14 protein-coding genes and 1 riboswitch are annotated in these 15500 nt (G+C 70.8%); of the genes, 2 read left to right on the plus strand and 12 right to left on the minus strand.

Features of this window, described 5'->3' with window-relative positions; translation table 11 throughout:
- Window positions 1-69 precede the first annotated feature (69 nt).
- From AB0K36_RS16300 to AB0K36_RS16355, 12 genes are all read right to left on the minus strand, one after another.
- Window positions 70-921: an aldo/keto reductase gene (locus AB0K36_RS16300; protein ID WP_364594100.1), complete on the minus strand. Its 852-nt coding sequence runs from the start codon at window positions 919-921 to the stop codon at window positions 70-72.
- A gap of 161 nt (window positions 922-1082) precedes the next feature.
- Complete coding sequence (locus AB0K36_RS16305) at window positions 1083-2780, minus strand: multicopper oxidase family protein (RefSeq protein ID WP_364594103.1); 1698 nt, start codon at window positions 2778-2780, stop codon at window positions 1083-1085.
- A gap of 287 nt (window positions 2781-3067) precedes the next feature.
- Entirely contained in the window at window positions 3068-3364 is a 297-nt protein-coding gene (locus tag AB0K36_RS16310; RefSeq protein WP_364594106.1) for an antibiotic biosynthesis monooxygenase family protein, read from the minus strand.
- 75 nt (window positions 3365-3439) lie between these two features.
- A complete protein-coding gene (locus AB0K36_RS16315; RefSeq protein WP_364594109.1) occupies window positions 3440-4468 on the minus strand; it encodes an aminoglycoside phosphotransferase family protein in 1029 nt (342 codons plus the stop codon).
- Between the two features lie 165 nt (window positions 4469-4633).
- Window positions 4634-5524, minus strand: coding sequence for an energy-coupling factor ABC transporter ATP-binding protein (locus AB0K36_RS16320; protein ID WP_364594111.1), 891 nt, complete (start codon window positions 5522-5524; stop codon window positions 4634-4636).
- Window positions 5521-6270: a cobalt ECF transporter T component CbiQ gene (cbiQ, locus tag AB0K36_RS16325; protein WP_364594114.1), complete on the minus strand. Its 750-nt coding sequence runs from the start codon at window positions 6268-6270 to the stop codon at window positions 5521-5523. Before cbiQ ends, AB0K36_RS16320 begins: the two co-directional genes overlap by 4 nt.
- Before the next feature lie 5 nt (window positions 6271-6275).
- Window positions 6276-6683, minus strand: coding sequence for an energy-coupling factor ABC transporter substrate-binding protein (locus tag AB0K36_RS16330; protein WP_364594117.1), 408 nt, complete (start codon window positions 6681-6683; stop codon window positions 6276-6278).
- The gene (locus tag AB0K36_RS16335) at window positions 6680-7369 is read right to left on the minus strand and encodes an energy-coupling factor ABC transporter permease (RefSeq protein WP_364594227.1); all 690 of its coding nucleotides are present in this window, start codon (window positions 7367-7369) and stop codon (window positions 6680-6682) included. The genes AB0K36_RS16330 and AB0K36_RS16335 overlap by 4 nt, the downstream gene beginning before the upstream one ends.
- Before the next feature lie 30 nt (window positions 7370-7399).
- Window positions 7400-7595, minus strand: a riboswitch (cobalamin riboswitch).
- Between the two features lie 94 nt (window positions 7596-7689).
- Window positions 7690-8100 carry a PTS-dependent dihydroxyacetone kinase phosphotransferase subunit DhaM gene (locus AB0K36_RS16340; protein WP_364594120.1) on the minus strand — a complete coding sequence of 137 codons (411 nt, stop codon included), beginning with the start codon at window positions 8098-8100 and terminating at the stop codon, window positions 7690-7692.
- A complete protein-coding gene (gene dhaL / locus AB0K36_RS16345) occupies window positions 8100-8723 on the minus strand; it encodes a dihydroxyacetone kinase subunit DhaL (protein ID WP_364594123.1) in 624 nt (207 codons plus the stop codon). Before dhaL ends, AB0K36_RS16340 begins: the two co-directional genes overlap by 1 nt.
- Before the next feature lie 55 nt (window positions 8724-8778).
- Complete coding sequence (gene dhaK / locus AB0K36_RS16350; RefSeq protein WP_364594126.1) at window positions 8779-9771, minus strand: dihydroxyacetone kinase subunit DhaK; 993 nt, start codon at window positions 9769-9771, stop codon at window positions 8779-8781.
- A 322-nt stretch (window positions 9772-10093) separates the two neighbouring features.
- The gene (locus AB0K36_RS16355; RefSeq protein ID WP_364594230.1) at window positions 10094-11590 is read right to left on the minus strand and encodes an aldehyde dehydrogenase family protein; all 1497 of its coding nucleotides are present in this window, start codon (window positions 11588-11590) and stop codon (window positions 10094-10096) included.
- Between the two features lie 85 nt (window positions 11591-11675).
- On the opposite strand from AB0K36_RS16355, the gene betA reads away from it, so the two are divergent.
- Complete coding sequence (betA, locus tag AB0K36_RS16360; protein WP_364594128.1) at window positions 11676-13334, plus strand: choline dehydrogenase; 1659 nt, start codon at window positions 11676-11678, stop codon at window positions 13332-13334.
- A 4-nt stretch (window positions 13335-13338) separates the two neighbouring features.
- Window positions 13339-15474, plus strand: a complete 2136-nt coding sequence (gene betT, locus AB0K36_RS16365; protein ID WP_435877872.1) for a choline BCCT transporter BetT — start codon at window positions 13339-13341, stop codon at window positions 15472-15474.
- Window positions 15475-15500 lie beyond the last annotated feature (26 nt).

Genomic DNA, 15500 nt, shown 5'->3' on the forward strand with positions numbered 1-15500 from the left:
TCGGCATCCGGAACGGCCGGAACGGGCGCCGTGCCCGGGTGTCGGGGCCCCGGCCCGTTCCCCACCGGGTCAGCCTTCGAGGCGGCTCTTCGCGAGCCGGTCGACCACGGCCGGGTCGCGGTGGTCGAAGAACAGCGAGGACCCGGTGTCCAGGGTGGCGACGGCTGCCATCTGGTCGTCGGTGAGTTCGAAGTCGAAGACGTCGATGTTCTCCGCCATCCGCTCGGCCCGGACCGACTTCGGGATCGCGACGACGCCGCGCTGGACGAGCCAGCGCAGCACGACCTGCGCCACGGACCTGCCGTGCTTCTCGCCGATCCCGCGCAGCAGCGGGTTGGTGAACAGGTTGTTCCTCCCCTCGGCGAACCCGCCCCAGGACTGGATCTGCACACCACGCTCACGCATGAGTGCCTGATCGGCGGTGCGCTGGAAGAACGGGTGGGTCTCGACCTGGTTCACCGCGGGCGTGATCTCGTTGTTGAGGATCAGGTCGACGAGCCGGTCGGGGTAGAAGTTGGCGACGCCGATCGCTGTGGCGAGGCCCTCACGGTTCAGGTCCTCCAGGGCGCGCCACTGGCCGTAGACGTCCCCGTAGGGCTGGTGCATCAGGTACAGGTCGACGTGGTCCAGGCCGAGCGCGGCCAGCGAGGTCTCGAAGGCGCGCCGCGTGTTCTGCTGGGCAGGCGCGTCCTGCACCCACAACTTGGTGGTGACGAACAGGTCCTGGCGCGGGATGCCGCCGGCCCTGATGGCCCGGCCCACGGCCTCCTCGTTGCCGTACGCGGCTGCCGTGTCGAGGAGGCGGTAACCGGCCGCGAGGGCCTCGGAGACGGCCTGTTCGGTGTCCTCGGGCGGGATCTGGTAGACGCCGAAGCCGAGGATCGGCATCTCGACGCCGTTGTTCAGGGTGACGTGCTGCATGGAGGTCCCTAAGAATGTGAGGCGGGCCGGAAGGACCGGGGCCGGGTCCGTGCGCTCCGGCGTGGTCGATTCCCGCCGACACCCACCGTCGCGCCTTTCGAACCCCGGAGGCAGGCGCCGAGCGGGTCCGACGGCACGGCAGCCGGGCGCTGGTGGGCGGCTCAGGTGCGGTAGGCCAGCGTGGTCATCATGCCGGATTCCGAGTGGTAGATGTTGTGGCAGTGGAGCATCCACGACCCGGGATTGTCGGCGTCGAAGTCGAGGACGAGCTTGTTGTGCGGCAGGACGGTGGCCGTGTCCTTGCGGGCCCCTCGTGAGTCGATGCCGGCGAGGGCGTAGGTGTGGCCGTGGAGATGGACGGGGTGCCACATGTCGGTCGCGTTGACGACGACGAGCCGTACGCGTTCGCCGCGTTCGACGCGGTGGACGCGGTCGGGCGAGTAGGGGCGGTGGTCGATGCCCCAGTCGTAGTCCTCCATGCCCCCGGTGAAGGTGAGTTTGAGGATCCGGTCGGGCCTGCGCCGGTCGAGTTCGACGGATTCGTGGGGCCTGAGCCGGCGCGCTGACGGCAGAACCTCGCGCCACAGTTCGGCGGGGCGGGTGGTGGGACCGGGCAGTGCGCCTCCTGCCGTACGCAGGACGGCCATGGCGGCGCCGTTCTTGCCTTCGGCGAGTGCGGTGAGCGGGAAGACGCCGTCCTTCGCGGTGATCAGTACGTCGTACCGTTCGCCCATGCCGAGGAGCAGCGAGTCGGTTTCGTGGTGGCGCACGGGGAAGCCGTCGCTGTGGGTGATCGTCATCCGGTGGCCGCCGAGTGCCACACGGAACGGCGTCTCGGCGCCCGCGTTGATGATGCGCAGCCTGATCCGGTCGCCGGCCCTGGCCCTGAACTGGGCCGGGTCGTCGGGTGTGCGTCCATTGACCAGGTAGTGCGGGTAGGCGACGTCGCCGGCGTGGCCCCCGAGCAACGGGCTGCGGGCACCCGTCATCAGCCGGCCCGGCCCCTTCCTCCGATTCGGAGCGGGGGAGGCGTCGTCCCGCTCCGGCACGCGGGCCGCCCGCGGACCGTACCCGGCCGCGACTCCGCCCGAGGGTCTGGACGGTACGGTCCCGGCACCGTGACCGCCCCCACGCTTGTGGGCGGAGCCGTGACCCATGGCGGGCTTGCCCTTGCGGAGTTGGTCGAAGACGTCCTCGGGGCTGGAGCCTCCGACCCCGTCGATCCAGTCGTCCAGCAGGACGATCCACTCCGCGTCGTAGGAAAGCGGCTCCTGGGGGTCGTCCACGATCAGCGGCGCGTACATCCCGCGGTCGATCTGCAGGCCCAGGTGCGGGTGGAACCAGTACGTGCCGGGGTGCGGCGCCCGGAAGCGGTAGGTGAACGAGCCGCCCGGCTTGATGGGCGGCTGCGTCACCTCGGGCACGCCGTCCATGTCGTTGCTCAGGGCGATCCCGTGCCAGTGCACCGTGGTGGGTTCGGGCAGATGGTTGGCGAGCGTCAGCTGAAGCGTGTCGCCGGCGGTGATCCGCACCTCCTTGCCCGGCAGTTCGCCGTCGTACGTCGAGGTCCTGACGGTGCGTCCGCCGCCGATCCCGACCGTGGCCGGCGTGGCCGTGACAGTGAGACCTCGGAGCTTGCCTTCGGGGCTGGGTGTCCAGGTGGGCCGGAGCTTCTTGCCGTCCGCGACGCCGGAGCCTTCGGCGCCAAGGTGGTCGGCCTCCCGTCCGGCGTCGCCTGCGTGGTCCGCGCCGCTGCCCGAGCAGGCAGTGGACAGCGCGGATCCCGCCGCTGCGATCCCGGCGCCGAGCACGGCACGCCGGGTCGGAGAGGCCGGACGGGTGTGATCCTGGCTGTACATGGTCCTCCGTCGGTCGGATCCGCGGAAGTCCCGCCCCGGCCGAGGGACGGCGCCCCGGGGCGGGGGCTGACGCGGCACGAACCAGCATGGAGCATCATGCCCAAAACATCCGTTAAGCCCGTGTATGTCCTCTCCGTGGTGCTGACGGTTCAGGGCTCATGACGGCGGGTCGCACCACGGAGGGCAGGCCGGCGTGCGTGTGCGGCATCACCGGCGAGGGCCCGGGCGCACCTGCCGGCCGGGTGGCCGTGCTCAGCCGGCAGCGGCCGAAGTCCTCGCGGCAGGAGTCAGCTCAACGACGCGAGCGTGAAGTGCCGTACCTGAAGCGGTGCGACCAGGTACTCGTCCTCACCCGGCAGAACCACGGGCCGGTCACGCCAGTGCTCGCCCGCGTAGGCGACCAGGTCCTCCTCGCTGCGCCAGCGGCTGACGTACAGCAGGGAGTCGGGCGGTGCGAGCAGCACCTCGTGGTCCACCAGCCCCGGGTAGCGGCCGGGAAACTCGCGCACCGCGGACACGATCATGTCGCGGAACGCTTCGAAGCGTTCAGGACGTACGTGCGCCTCACTCACCCTGACGATCATGGCCGGCAGAGTGGCACACCGGCACACCGGACGACAATGCCTCCACAGGCCTCGCCCGAGGACGCCGGCCCCTCTCTAGGGGCGCTCTGCCGGTACGGGCCGAAGGCCCGGCCAGCGAGCGAGCATGCGTCGGCGCATGGCGGTGCTGAGGCTGCCCACGCCGCTGAGAGACGTGTGGTCGGCCGTCATCCGGCCGACCACCCCGAGCCGGTGGACGAGCCGTTGCCGGGCGGTCGCGGTGCCCCACGTCCAGTCCTGGTGCGGAACGCGGGCCAGATGAACGGTGCTTTCACGGCGTGCCCGCTCGACCAGCGCGTCGCCGCGGAGCAGCCAGCCGGCGCACGCGTCGGCGAGCCCGTCCTGGGTTTCGGAGCCGGTCGCGGCGCGCCACTCCTCGCGGTATGCGCTCTCCGCCCGGTCCAGCAGCGGCTCCGACGCCGAAGTGACGCACCAGCAGGTCGGGAAGCCGATGCGCAGGTAGGCGAGTTCCATCAGACCGCTGCCCAGTGACGCCTGCTCGAAGTCGATGAATCTGACCCCCGCGGCGGTGTGGAGATCATTGCCGGGACAGGGATCCCCGTGGAGAAGAGCGAACCCGGACGCCTGGCCGAGTCGGTTCACGAGGTCGTCGAGCTCACCGGACACGCCGGGCGGGACAGGGACCTCCAGCGCTCCGGCGAGCCGCAGGAAGGACTCGACGTCGGCCCGGTTCGGGCCCTGCCACCGGGGTAGTGCCCCGACGTCCTCCGCACGGCCGGTGGCATGCAGCCGCGCCAAGGCGGCCGCGTAGTCGACGATCCAGTCACCGGCCGGGTGTCGGTGGTCCAGATGCTCCAGCACCAGGACCCGCGCGCCGGGATCGGTGGCCAGCAACGCGGGCACCACGGGAGGTTCGGCTCGGGCGGCGAACCGCAGGGCGGCCACCTCGCGGGCGTACCGCTCGTCGGCGTCAGGGCCGCCGACGATCTGCTTCACCACCGCCGCCGCCGCCGGCAACTCGACGCGCCACACGCGCGAACGAGGGCTGCTGTCCAGTCTGCGAGAGCGCCTGGGCGACCCCAGCTCGGACCGTAACCCGTCCCCGAACGGCAGTCGCGACCACATGGGCCCATCCTTCCACGCCGCCGAACGAGCATGCGGCCACCGCGCACCGGCCGTTCCGGCGTGACGGGGACGGCACACGCCGGCGGCTGTGAAACTTCCGGCGGCCGGACGAGTGCGGTGCCGACCGCGGTGACGAGACGGCCAGGCGACTTTGGGGCTCTCCCGTCATCCCCTGGTCAGACCTGCAACCCCCTCGTGCCCCGGCGTCGTGGCCCGCCGTGTCCACGCCGCCAGGGCCTCCGGCGTGCGCGGCCCCTCGTCGGAGGGGCCAAGCAGTCCATGGGCGCGGAGCACGTCCGCGACCGCCGTGCCCCACGGCCTGCGCAGCCGTGCCGAGTCCAGCAGGGCCTGATCGGAGAGGAGTTCGCCGACCGGACCGGTGCGCAGGCCGTCCGGTGAGAGCACGGCCGCGTCGTCGGCCCAGCGCAGCGCCAGGTCGACGTCGTGCGTCGCCATCACGACCGTCGTCCCGGACGCGCGCAGCCGGCCGAGGACCTCGAGCAGCCGCTCCTGGCCGTGCGGGTCGAGTCCTGCGGTCGGTTCGTCCAGGATGAGCACCCTCGGCCGCATCGCCACGGCGCCCGCGATCGCGGCCCGTTTGCGCTGACCGTACGAGAGGAGATGCGTGGGCCGGTCCCGCAGCGCCGCGATGTCCATCGCCGCCAACGCCTCGTCCACCCGGGCCCGTACCTCGTTCTCGGAAAGCCCCAGGTTCATCGGCCCGAACGACACGTCCTGCTCGACCGACGCCGCGAACAGCTGGTCGTCCGGGTCCTGCACCACCAGCTGCACCGTCGTGCGGAGCCGGGTCAGGCCGGCCCGGTCGTAGGTCACCGGCTCACCGTGGAGGCGCAGTCCGCCCGTCGCGGGCCGCAGCCCGCCGCTCAGCAGCCGCAGCAGGGTGGTCTTGCCGCTGCCGTTGCGCCCCAGCAGCGCGGTGGAACGGCCCTCCATGAGGCCGAGACCGATGCCGCTGAGCACGGCGGGCCCGTCCTCGTACGCGTAACCCGCCTCGACGAGCTCCACTACGGCCCGGCCCGCGGGGGAGTGGTTCATGGCAGACACCTTTCGAGTACGAGAGTGAGGGCGACGATCCCGGACAGCAGCGCGGCGACCATGGCGAGGAACGGTCGTGACACCGTCGCCCGCGGCACCAGCACCCGCAGAGTGCCGTCGTATCCCCGGCCCGCGAGCCCGGCCTGCAGCCGGCCGGCCCGGTCGAAGGCGCGCACGAAAGCGGTCGCGCCGAGGCCGGCCAGCGACCGCCAGGCGGCCGCCCTGCTCGCATGGCCGAGCCGGGCGGCCTGCGCCTGGCGGATGTTGGCGACGGCGTCCAGCAGCAGGAAGCTGATCCGGTACATCACGAGCGCCACGTCCACCACGGCCGGCGGCACGCCCGCGCGCACCAGCCGGGGCAGCACGTCCGACACGGGTGTCGTGAACGCGAACAGCAGCACACCCAGCGACGCGGCGGAGGTGCGCAGCAGCAGCCGCGCCGCGTCGCCGGGCCCGTCGGGCGCGAAGGCCACCATGCCGTCCGGACCGCCCACCGCGAACAGCAGCGGTACGGCTCCGGTGACACAGAACCCGAGCGGGATGCGGAACGCCCGCCACAGCTGGCGCGCTGCCACACCGGCCGGGCCGAGCAGGATCGCGACCGTCGCGGCGGCGACGAGGACGGCGCCCGGCCAGGGCGGCAGGCAGACGGCCGTGACGGTCAGACCGAGGCCCAGGACAGCCTTCTCACAGGGGTGGCGGCGGCGCCAGCGACTGCTGTGCGCCGCCGCGTCGATCGGCAGCATCGGCGCTACGGCGCCGTCGTCGTGGCGTCCGGGCCCTCGCTCCGCGAGCCGGGGACCGAGGAGGCGGCTGTCTCGCCGTCCGGCGTCCTGCTCCCGGCCCGCTCGGCCGCCGCCCGCTCCTCACCCTGACGGCGGCCCTTGCGCAGCCCGAAGTAGTACGCCAGGACGCCCGCGCCGAGCGCCGCCTGGAGGGAGAACAGCGCCGACTCGATCTCGCCGGACGGCGGTTCGTACAGGGGGGTGAACCACGGCTCGTAGTCCGGCTCGAGTTCGGTGATCGCCGCCTCAGCCTCGCCGTCGGCACCGGTGAACGGCTCCTCCTTGTGGTCCCCGAGCCCCAGGACGAGCGGCAGTACCGCCAGCGCCGCGACGGCGAGCAGCAGCAGGGTGTTGATCCTCGCGTTACGGCTCATCGCGCCGCCTCCTCCTTCTTCGCACCCGTGACCAGCACACCGAGCCTGGTCAGTTCGCCCTTGCTGGACCGGCTGAGCAGCCGCATCACCAGCACGGTGAGCAGCCCCTCGCTGACCGCCAGCGGAAGCTGCGTGACGGCGAAGATGCCGCCGAACTTCGCGAGCGCGCCCGGGATGCCACTGCCCGGGTCGGGGAAGGCCAGCGCCAACTGCACGCTGGTGACGCAGTACGTGGACAGGTCGGCGACGAACGCGCCGAAGAACACGCTCACCATCAGCGGCACGTCGAAGCGGCGCAGCAGCCGGTACACCCCGTATCCCGCCCACGGCCCGACGACGGCCATGGAGAAGACGTTCGCGCCCAGCGTGGTGAGTCCGCCGTGGGCCAGCAACAGGGCCTGGAACAGCAGGGTGATGGTGCCGAGCACCGCCATGATCGGCGGTCTGAACAGAATGGCCCCGAGGCCCGTGCCGGTCGGGTGCGAGCAGCTGCCCGTCACCGACGGGATCTTCAGCGCCGACAGGACGAACGTGAACGCCCCTGACGCGCCGAGCAGCAACGTCGATTCGGGATTGGACCGGACCTCGCGGTCCAGGGCCCGTACGCCGTGGACGACGAACGGGGCCGACGCGACGCCCCAGGCGACCGCGTGCAGCGGGGGCAGATACCCCTCGGCTATATGCATGATGTGGGAGACCCTCTCCAGCACCTCGTGGATGGACAACGCACCCTGGCCGGTCTCCTGGCTGACGGGTCATGCCGCCCGGACTCCGCCTTCCCGGGCACCGCGCGTTCACGCGGTGTCCCAGTGGCTCCCCGTGAGGGGGTGGAGCCGGACTTCCCGATCACAGTGGCGAGGGCCGCACCGGTACCGCACCGGTTTCCCGAACACCAAGGCCCCGTGACAGTAATGCGCCGACCAGCGACATCACAAGCCGCGCACGGGCGCACCGGCGGGCGGCGGGGTGAGCCGTTCGCCACACCCGCCGCCGCACCGCCCGTCCCTCACTGCTTGCGGTAGCCGTACGCCTCCGACGCCGCGGCCTCCACCGCGTCCAGGTCGGCGCCCGCGGAGGCCGTCACCACGGCCGCGACCGCGCCCTCCACGAACGGCGCGTCCACCAAGCGGGTACCGGCGGGAAGTTCGTCACCCTCGGCCAGCAGTGCCTTGACCGTCAGGACGGCGCTGCCCAGGTCGACGAGGACGGCGACGCCCGCGCCGCCGTCGACCTGCTCCGCCGCGGCCGTGATCAGTTCGGAGCTGGTGCCGAGGCCCCCGTCGGGCGTGCCGCCCGCCGCGGCCACCGGGGCCGTAGCGCCGCCGCCCGCGAGCCCCTTGGCCAGTTCGGCGACCGCGGTGGCGACCTCCCCGCTGTGCGAGACCAGCACGATGCCGACCTGCTTGCCGTCGCTCATCAGGCCGTTCCCTCCGCCGCTTCCGCCGTCTCGGCGAGCGCCGCCAGCAGCAGCGCCGACGATGTGGCGCCCGGGTCCTGGTGGCCGATGCTCCGTTCACCGAGATAGCTCGCCCTGCCCTTGCGCGCCTGCAACGGCACGGTGGCCGACGCGCCCCGCTCCGCGGCCTCGCGGGCAGCCGCGAACGACTCCGCGGTGTCGCCGAGCGCAGCCACCGCCGGCTCGAGGGCGTCCAGCATCGTCTTGTCACCGGCCTTCGCCCCGCCGAGCTGGGCCACCGCGGCGACGCCGGCCCGCAGCGCCTCGGCCAGCTGCCCCGGTGTCACCTCGGCGTCGTCTCCCAGCGCCTTGCCGGTGCGCCGCAGCAGCGTCCCGTACAGGGGGCCCGACGCCCCGCCGACCGTCGACACGAGCTGCCGCCCGGCCAGCATCAGCACGGCGCCCGGCGTCGCCGGGGGCTCCTTCTCCAGGACCGCCACGACGGCCGTGAACCCCCGCCTGAGGTTGCTGCCGTGGTCCGCGTCGCCGATCGCCGAGTCCAGCTCGGTCAGTCGGTCCGCCTCCCGGTCCACCGAGGCGGCGACAGCGGCCAGCCAACGGCGGAAGAATTCGGTGTCGAGCACAAGAACTCCCTGGGATCGGTCGGTTCGAACGGTGTGACTTCGAGGCTCCAGGCCCTCAGCGTCCCCATCGCAGCCCCGGAGTCTGCACCGGCGCGTCCCACAACCTGAGCAGCTCCTCATCCACCTGACAGAGCGTCACCGATGCGCCGGCCATGTCGAGAGAGGTCACATAATTGCCGACGAGCGTACGGGCCACCGCGACGTCCCGCTCCGCCAGCACGCGCTGGACCTCGGCGTTGAACCCGTACAGCTCCAGCAGCGGCGTCGCGCCCATCCCGTTGACCAGCGCGATCACCGGGCCGGAGGGCCGCAGGTCCTCCAGCACGGCGTCCACGGCGAAGTCGGCGATTTCCCGCGACGTCATCATCTGGCGCCGCTCCCGCCCCGGCTCGCCATGGATGCCGATGCCCAACTCCAGCTCGCCCGGGGGAAGATCGAAGGTGGGACCGCCCTTCGACGGCGTGCTGCACGCGCTGAGCGCCACGCCGAAACTGCGGGAGGATTCGTTCACCTGCCGGCCGATCGCCTCGACCCGCTCCAGCGGTGCCCGCTCCTCCGCGGCGGCCCCGGCGATCTTCTCGACGAACAGGGTCGCCCCGGTGCCGCGCCGCCCGGCGGTGTACAGGCTGTCGGTCACCGCGACGTCGTCGTTGACGAGCACCTTTCCCAACCGCACTCCCTCGTCCTCGGCGAGTTCGGCCGCCATGTCGAAGTTCAGCACGTCACCGGTGTAGTTCTTCACGATGAACAGCACGCCCTCGCCGCTGTCGACGGCGGCGGCGGCCCGCACCATCTGGTCGGGCACCGGGCTGGTGAACACCTCCCCGGGGCAGGCGCCGTCGAGCATCCCGTGCCCGACGAAACCGCCGTGCAGCGGCTCGTGCCCCGAGCCGCCGCCGGAGACGAGGGCCACCTTCCCCTCGACGGGCGCGTCACGCCGCACGATGACCCGGTTGTCCACGTCCACGGCCAGATCGGGGTGGGCCGCCGCCATCCCGCGGAGGGCGTCCGCGACCACGGTCTCGGGAACGTTGATCAGCATCCTCATGGGTATCTCCTGGGAAGCTCGGCAGGGTGGGCTTCTGGGCTACGTTCTCGTTGGTGCGCGAAGGAGCGCAAGATCGCGGGCGGCTCCTGCCCGGCAGGTGACCGACGGCCGCACGCCGCGCAGGGCACCGAGCCACGGCCACGTCACCATCGTCGCAGGTGGTGGGCGCCGGAGCCCGTCGCTCCGTGCAGTCCGCCGGAACGGCCCGCCGACGGCCCGCCGGGAACGCACCGGCGGCAGGCTCGCGAGGTGCGGGGTCGGGCCGGTCCGAGCAGTGCCCGGGCAGACATGAAGCCTGCCCGGGCACTTCCGTTTCCGGTGCTCAGCGCGCGAACCAGCGCTGCGGCACGGGGGCGGTGTTCTCGTAGATGTGCTTGGCCTGGCGGTACTCGGCGAGCCCTTCGTGACCGAGTTCCCTGCCGATGCCGGAGCGTTTGAACCCACCCCATTCCGCTTGGGGCAGGTACGGGCCGAAGTCGTTGATCCAGACCGTGCCGTGCCGCAGCCGCCTCGCCACCCGCTCGGCCCGGGCGGCGTCCCTGGTCCACACGGCGCCGGCGAGCCCGTAATCGGTGTGGTTGCCCAGGGTGACCGCACCGTCCTCGTCGGTGAACCGCTCCACGGTCAGGATGGGACCGAAGGTCTCCTCCTGCACGATGCGCATGTCCTGCGTGCAGTCGTCGAAAACCGTCGGCCGGTAGAAGAAGCCGTGGCTCAGCTCAGGTTCGTCCGGGCGCTTGCCACCCGCGACCAGTTTCGCCCCTTCCTCGATGCCGAGCCGCACATAGGCCTCGACCTTGTCCCGGTGCTCCGCGGACACGAGGGGGCCGCTCTCGGTGTGCTCGTGCAGTCCGTTGCCGAGCCGGATCCGCTCGGTCCTCGCGACCAGTTCGGCGACGAAGGCGTCGTGCAGCGAGTCCTCGACGATGAGCCGGGTACCGGCCGAGCAGACCTGGCCGGCGTGGAAGAACACGGCGGTGAGAGCGTGGTCGATCGCGGTCTCGACATCGGCATCGGCGAACACGATGTTGGGGTTCTTGCCGCCCAGTTCGAGGGCGACGTTCTTCACGGTGTCGGCCGCCGTACGCATGATCATCTGGCCGGTCGACAGCCCGCCGGTGAAGGAGACCAGATCGACGTCCGGGCTCTCCACCAGCGGCGCGCCGGCCGTCGCGCCCGCACCGAGTACGAGGTTGACCACGCCGGCGGGCGCGCCGGCCTCCTCGATCAGCTCCACCATCCTGACGGTGGTCAGCGGGGTGATCTCGCTGGGCTTGAGCACCATCGTGTTGCCGGCGGCCAGCGCCGGGGCCACCTTCCACGACGCCTGCAGCAGCGGGTAGTTCCAGGGAGTGATCAACGCGCACACACCGACCGGTTCATGAACGACGCGGCTGCGGATCGTCGGGTCTCCCGCGTCCACCACCCGTCCGGAGTCCGCCTCGGCCTGGCCCGCGTAGTAACGGAACACGGCCGTCACGTCGTCGACGTCGATGCCGCTCTCGACGAGCGTCTTCCCGGTGTCCAGAGTCTCCAGCCGGGCGATCTCGGCACGGTCCCGCTGCAGGTACTCCGCCGTTCTGTGCAGCAGTTCGGAGCGTTGCCGCGGCGTCCAGGAGGGCCATGGGCCCCCGTCGAAGGCGGCCCGCGCCGCTGCCACGGCCGCCAGTGCGTCCGTCCGGTCGCCCTCGTCCACGGTGCGGACCACGGACTGGTCGTAGGGGTTCAGAATCTCGCGTGTGGCGCCGCTCGACGCGGATTTCCACTTTCCGCCGATAAACAGACTGGACGTAGCAGTCCTTCCCCGGTTGAGCCGAATGCAGCCGCTCCGTTGCGCGCCGGAATTCCCCGTTGTTTATGTTTAGCGCGTCATGATGGGGAGTGCAAAGAATCCGAGGAGCGGCATGGGCCGGACGGCGTACGACTACATCATCGTCGGCGGGGGATCGGCCGGCTGCGCACTGGCGAACCGGCTCAGCGCCGACCCCGGAAACAAGGTCCTGGTCCTGGAGGCGGGCCGGCCCGACTGGATCTGGGACATCTTCACCCACATGCCCGCCGCGCTGACGATGGTCATCGGCAACCGTTTCTACGACTGGTGCTACGTCTCGGAACCGGAACCGTTCATGGACGGACGGCGCGTCACCCAGGGCCGCGGAAAGCTGCTCGGCGGGTCGAGTTCCATCAATGGGATGATTTTCCAGCGCGGAAATCCGATGGACCTGGAACGCTGGGCGTCCGACCCGGGCATGGAAACGTGGGACTACGCGCATTGCCTTCCGTATTTCAAACGGATGGAGCACTGCGTGGCCGGTGCCGACGACTGGCGCGGCCAGGGCGGTCCGCTGTGGCTGGAACGCGGTCCCGCGGCCAACCCGCTGTTCTCCGCCTTCCTCGAGGCCGCGCAGCAGGCCGGACACCCGCTGACCTCCGACGTCAACGGCTATCGGCAGGAAGGATTCGCCCGATTCGACCGCAACATCCGGCGCGGGCGGCGCTGGTCCGCGGCACGCGCCTACCTCCACCCGGTCAAGAAGCGGCCGAACCTGACGGTGCGGTGCTTCTCGCAGGTGGACCGGGTGCTGTTCAAGGGCAAGCGCGCGGTGGGTGTGGACTACCGCCGGTTCGGCCGGGAACGCCGACGGGACTTCGGTGGCGAGGTGATCCTCTGCGGAGGTGCCGTCAACACACCGCAGCTTCTGCAACTGTCCGGGATCGGCAATCCCGACGAACTGCGGCCACTGGGCGTCGACATGGTGCACGAGCTGCGCGGTGTCGGCGAGAACCTCCAGGACCACCTCGAGGTCTATGTGCAGCACGCCTGCAAGCTGCCGATCTCGTACAACCCGTCGCTCAAATGGTCCCGACGACCCGCGATCGGTCTCCAGTGGCTGCTTTTCCGCACCGGACCGGCGGCCACCAACCATTTCGAGGCAGGCGGGTTCGTCCGCGGCAACGACGAGGTGCGCTATCCCAATCTGATGTTCCACTTCCTGCCCATCGCGGTGCGCTACGACGGCACACCGGTAGGCGCGGAGCACGGCTACCAGGTGCACATCGGGCCCATGTATTCGGATGTGCGCGGCTCGGTGAAGATCAAGTCCCGCGACCCCGCGGTCCACCCGGCGCTGCGGTTCAACTATCTGTCCACACCCAACGACCGGAAGGAGTGGGTGGAGGCGATCCACGTCGCGCGCGACATCCTGTCCCAGCCGGCCTTCGCCTTGTACGACGGAGGCGAATTGTCGCCAGGCCCCGGGGTCGGGACGGACGAGGAGATCCTTGAGTGGGTCGCCCGCGACGCCGAGACCGCGTACCACCCGTCCTGCACCGCCCGCATGGGCGTCGACGAGATGTCGGTGCTGGACCCCACCTCCATGCGGGTGCACGGGATCGAGGGGCTGCGCGTGGTCGACGCGTCCGCGATGCCGTACCTCACCAACGGGAACATCTACGCGCCGGTGATGATGCTCGCGGAGAAGTCGGCCGACCTCATCCTCGGCAACACCCCGCTGCCTCCGGCCGCGGTCGACTTCTACCGGCACAGCACCCAGGAGAGCTGACACCGTGTCGTTCGACGGAGGAAACGGCAACGCACCGGAGCAGCAGGACCCGGCGGCTGTGGCCACCGGCCCGGGGAGGGAGAGCAGGCTGAAGCCCGTCGTCTTCTTCGGGTCGTCCCTGCTCATCCTCGCCATCTCGGTCTGGGCGATCGCCACCCCGTCGGGCGCGGAGAGCACCATCGGCGTCGTGGTGGACTGGATCTCCTCGGTGTTCGGCTGGTACTACTTCCTGGCCGCCACCCTGTATCTGCTGTTCGTCGTGTTCGTGGCCGCTTCCCGGTACGGCTCCATCAAGCTGGGGCCGCAGCACTCCACACCCGACTACGGGCTGTTCGCCTGGGCCACCATGCTGTTCGCGGCGGGCATCGGCATCGACCTCATGTTCTTCTCCGTCGCCGGGCCGGTCAGCCACTACCTCGCTCCGCCCGAGGGCGATCCCGAGACCGTCGAGGCGGCGCGGCAGGCGGTGGTGTGGACCCTGTTCCACTACGGCATCACCGGGTGGGCGATGTACGCCCTGATGGGCATGACGCTCGGCTACTTCGCCTTCCGCTACCGCCTCCCACTGGCGATCCGCTCGGCCCTCTACCCGATCATCGGCAAGCGGATCCACGGCCGGATCGGTGACGCGGTCGACCTCGCGGCCATCATCGGCACGGTCTTCGGCATCTCCGTGTCGCTCGGCATCGGCGTCGTACAGCTGAACTACGGGCTGACGTTCCTCTTCGACATCCCCCAGGGGACCGCCGCGCAGATCGGCCTGATCGTCGTCGCCGTGGTCCTCTCCACGGTGTCCGCCGTGGCGGGCGTGGACCGGGGGATCAGACGGCTGTCCGAGCTCAACGTCGTTCTCGCGGTCGTCCTGATGCTCTACATGCTGTTCGTCGACAGCCCGCTGCGGACCCTCAACAGCCTCATCCTCAACATCGGCGACTACGTCAGCCGTTTCCCGTCGATGACGCTCAACACCTTCGCCTATGACCAGCCGACGGACTGGCTCAATGCCTGGACCCTGTTCTTCTGGGCCTGGTGGATCGCCTGGGCGCCCTTCGTCGGGCTGTTCCTGGCGAGGATCTCCCGCGGCCGCACCATCCGGCAGTTCGTCGCGGCGACGCTGGTCATCCCGTTCCTGTTCACGCTGACCTTCCTGTCCGTCTTCGGCAACAGCGCGCTCGGCCTGGTGCGGTCCGGTAACGCCGAGTTCGGCGAGACCGCCGCGAACGCCCCGGAACAGGGCTTCTACGAACTGCTGGCGCAGTTCCCCGGCGCCACGTTCAGTGCGGGGCTCGCCACCTTCGTCGGTCTGCTGCTCTACGTCACCTCGGCGGACTCCGGCGCGCTGGTGATGAGCAACCTCAGCTCCCATCTGCGCACCCCGCTCACCGACGCCCCCTCGTGGGTCCGCATCTTCTGGGCGGGGGCCACCGGACTGCTCACCCTCGCCATGCTCCTGGTCGGGGGCGTGCAGGCGCTGACCGACGCGACGATCATCATGGGCCTGCCGTTCTCGTTCGTGATGTTCCTCATCATCTGGGGTCTGTACAAAGCGCTGCGTATCGAACGGATGCGGGAGGACGCGCTGACCACCACCCTGCCGTCGTCGCTGTCCGGGCGTACGGTCCACGGCGGCCGGGGGGCGGAGTGGAACTGGCGGCGGCGCCTGGCGAGGGCGATTAGCTTCCCCAGTCACCGGACGGCGGTCCGATTCGTCGACGAGGTCTGTCACCCCGCCTTCGAGGAGGTCGCCGCCGAGTTGGGCCGGCAGGGGGCGGAGGCGTCGATCGTCGAGGGGGTCGACGACGCCAACGGGCTCCCGCACATGGAACTGCGGGTCCCGATGGGCGGGGACGAGGTCTTCATCTACCGCGTGTGGCCGGTCGAGGTGCCCACCCCGGCGTTCGCCCACCGCGTGGTCACCGAACACGACACGTACGTCCGGTTCGAAGTGCACCTTGCCGACGGCAGCCAGGGCTACGACGTGATGGGCTACGGCAAGGAGCAGCTCATCGCCAACATCCTCGACCAGTACGAGCGGCACCTGGAGTTCCTGAGGCTGCACCGGGAGGCCACCGCACGGTCGTCGCTGCCCGACCACCGACCCGACACGGCCGAGGTGCACCTGCCGGACAAGGGCGTCTGACGCAACGCCCCGGGGGCCGCGACGCG

The sequence above is a fragment of the Streptomyces kurssanovii genome (genome assembly GCF_040677245.1).
Lineage (GTDB): Bacteria > Actinomycetota > Actinomycetes > Streptomycetales > Streptomycetaceae > Streptomyces > Streptomyces kurssanovii.

Bases quoted from the DNA above. Each gene is read 5' to 3' on its own strand.
- dhaK (WP_364594126.1), bottom strand. From the start codon at position 9,771: ATGAGGATGCTGATCAACGTTCCCGAGACCGTGGTCGCGGACGCCCTC.
- AB0K36_RS16330 (WP_364594117.1), bottom strand. From the start codon at position 6,683: ATGAGCCGTAACGCGAGGATCAACACCCTGCTGCTGCTCGCCGTCGCG.
- AB0K36_RS16315 (WP_364594109.1), bottom strand. From the start codon at position 4,468: ATGTGGTCGCGACTGCCGTTCGGGGACGGGTTACGGTCCGAGCTGGGG.
- AB0K36_RS16300 (WP_364594100.1), bottom strand. From the start codon at position 921: ATGCAGCACGTCACCCTGAACAACGGCGTCGAGATGCCGATCCTCGGC.
- AB0K36_RS16335 (WP_364594227.1), bottom strand. From the start codon at position 7,369: ATGCATATAGCCGAGGGGTATCTGCCCCCGCTGCACGCGGTCGCCTGG.
- AB0K36_RS16320 (WP_364594111.1), bottom strand. From the start codon at position 5,524: ATGAACCACTCCCCCGCGGGCCGGGCCGTAGTGGAGCTCGTCGAGGCG.
- AB0K36_RS16305 (WP_364594103.1), bottom strand. From the start codon at position 2,780: ATGTACAGCCAGGATCACACCCGTCCGGCCTCTCCGACCCGGCGTGCC.
- AB0K36_RS16340 (WP_364594120.1), bottom strand. From the start codon at position 8,100: ATGAGCGACGGCAAGCAGGTCGGCATCGTGCTGGTCTCGCACAGCGGG.
- betA (WP_364594128.1), top strand. From the start codon at position 11,676: ATGGGCCGGACGGCGTACGACTACATCATCGTCGGCGGGGGATCGGCC.
- AB0K36_RS16310 (WP_364594106.1), bottom strand. From the start codon at position 3,364: ATGATCGTCAGGGTGAGTGAGGCGCACGTACGTCCTGAACGCTTCGAA.
- cbiQ (WP_364594114.1), bottom strand. From the start codon at position 6,270: ATGCTGCCGATCGACGCGGCGGCGCACAGCAGTCGCTGGCGCCGCCGC.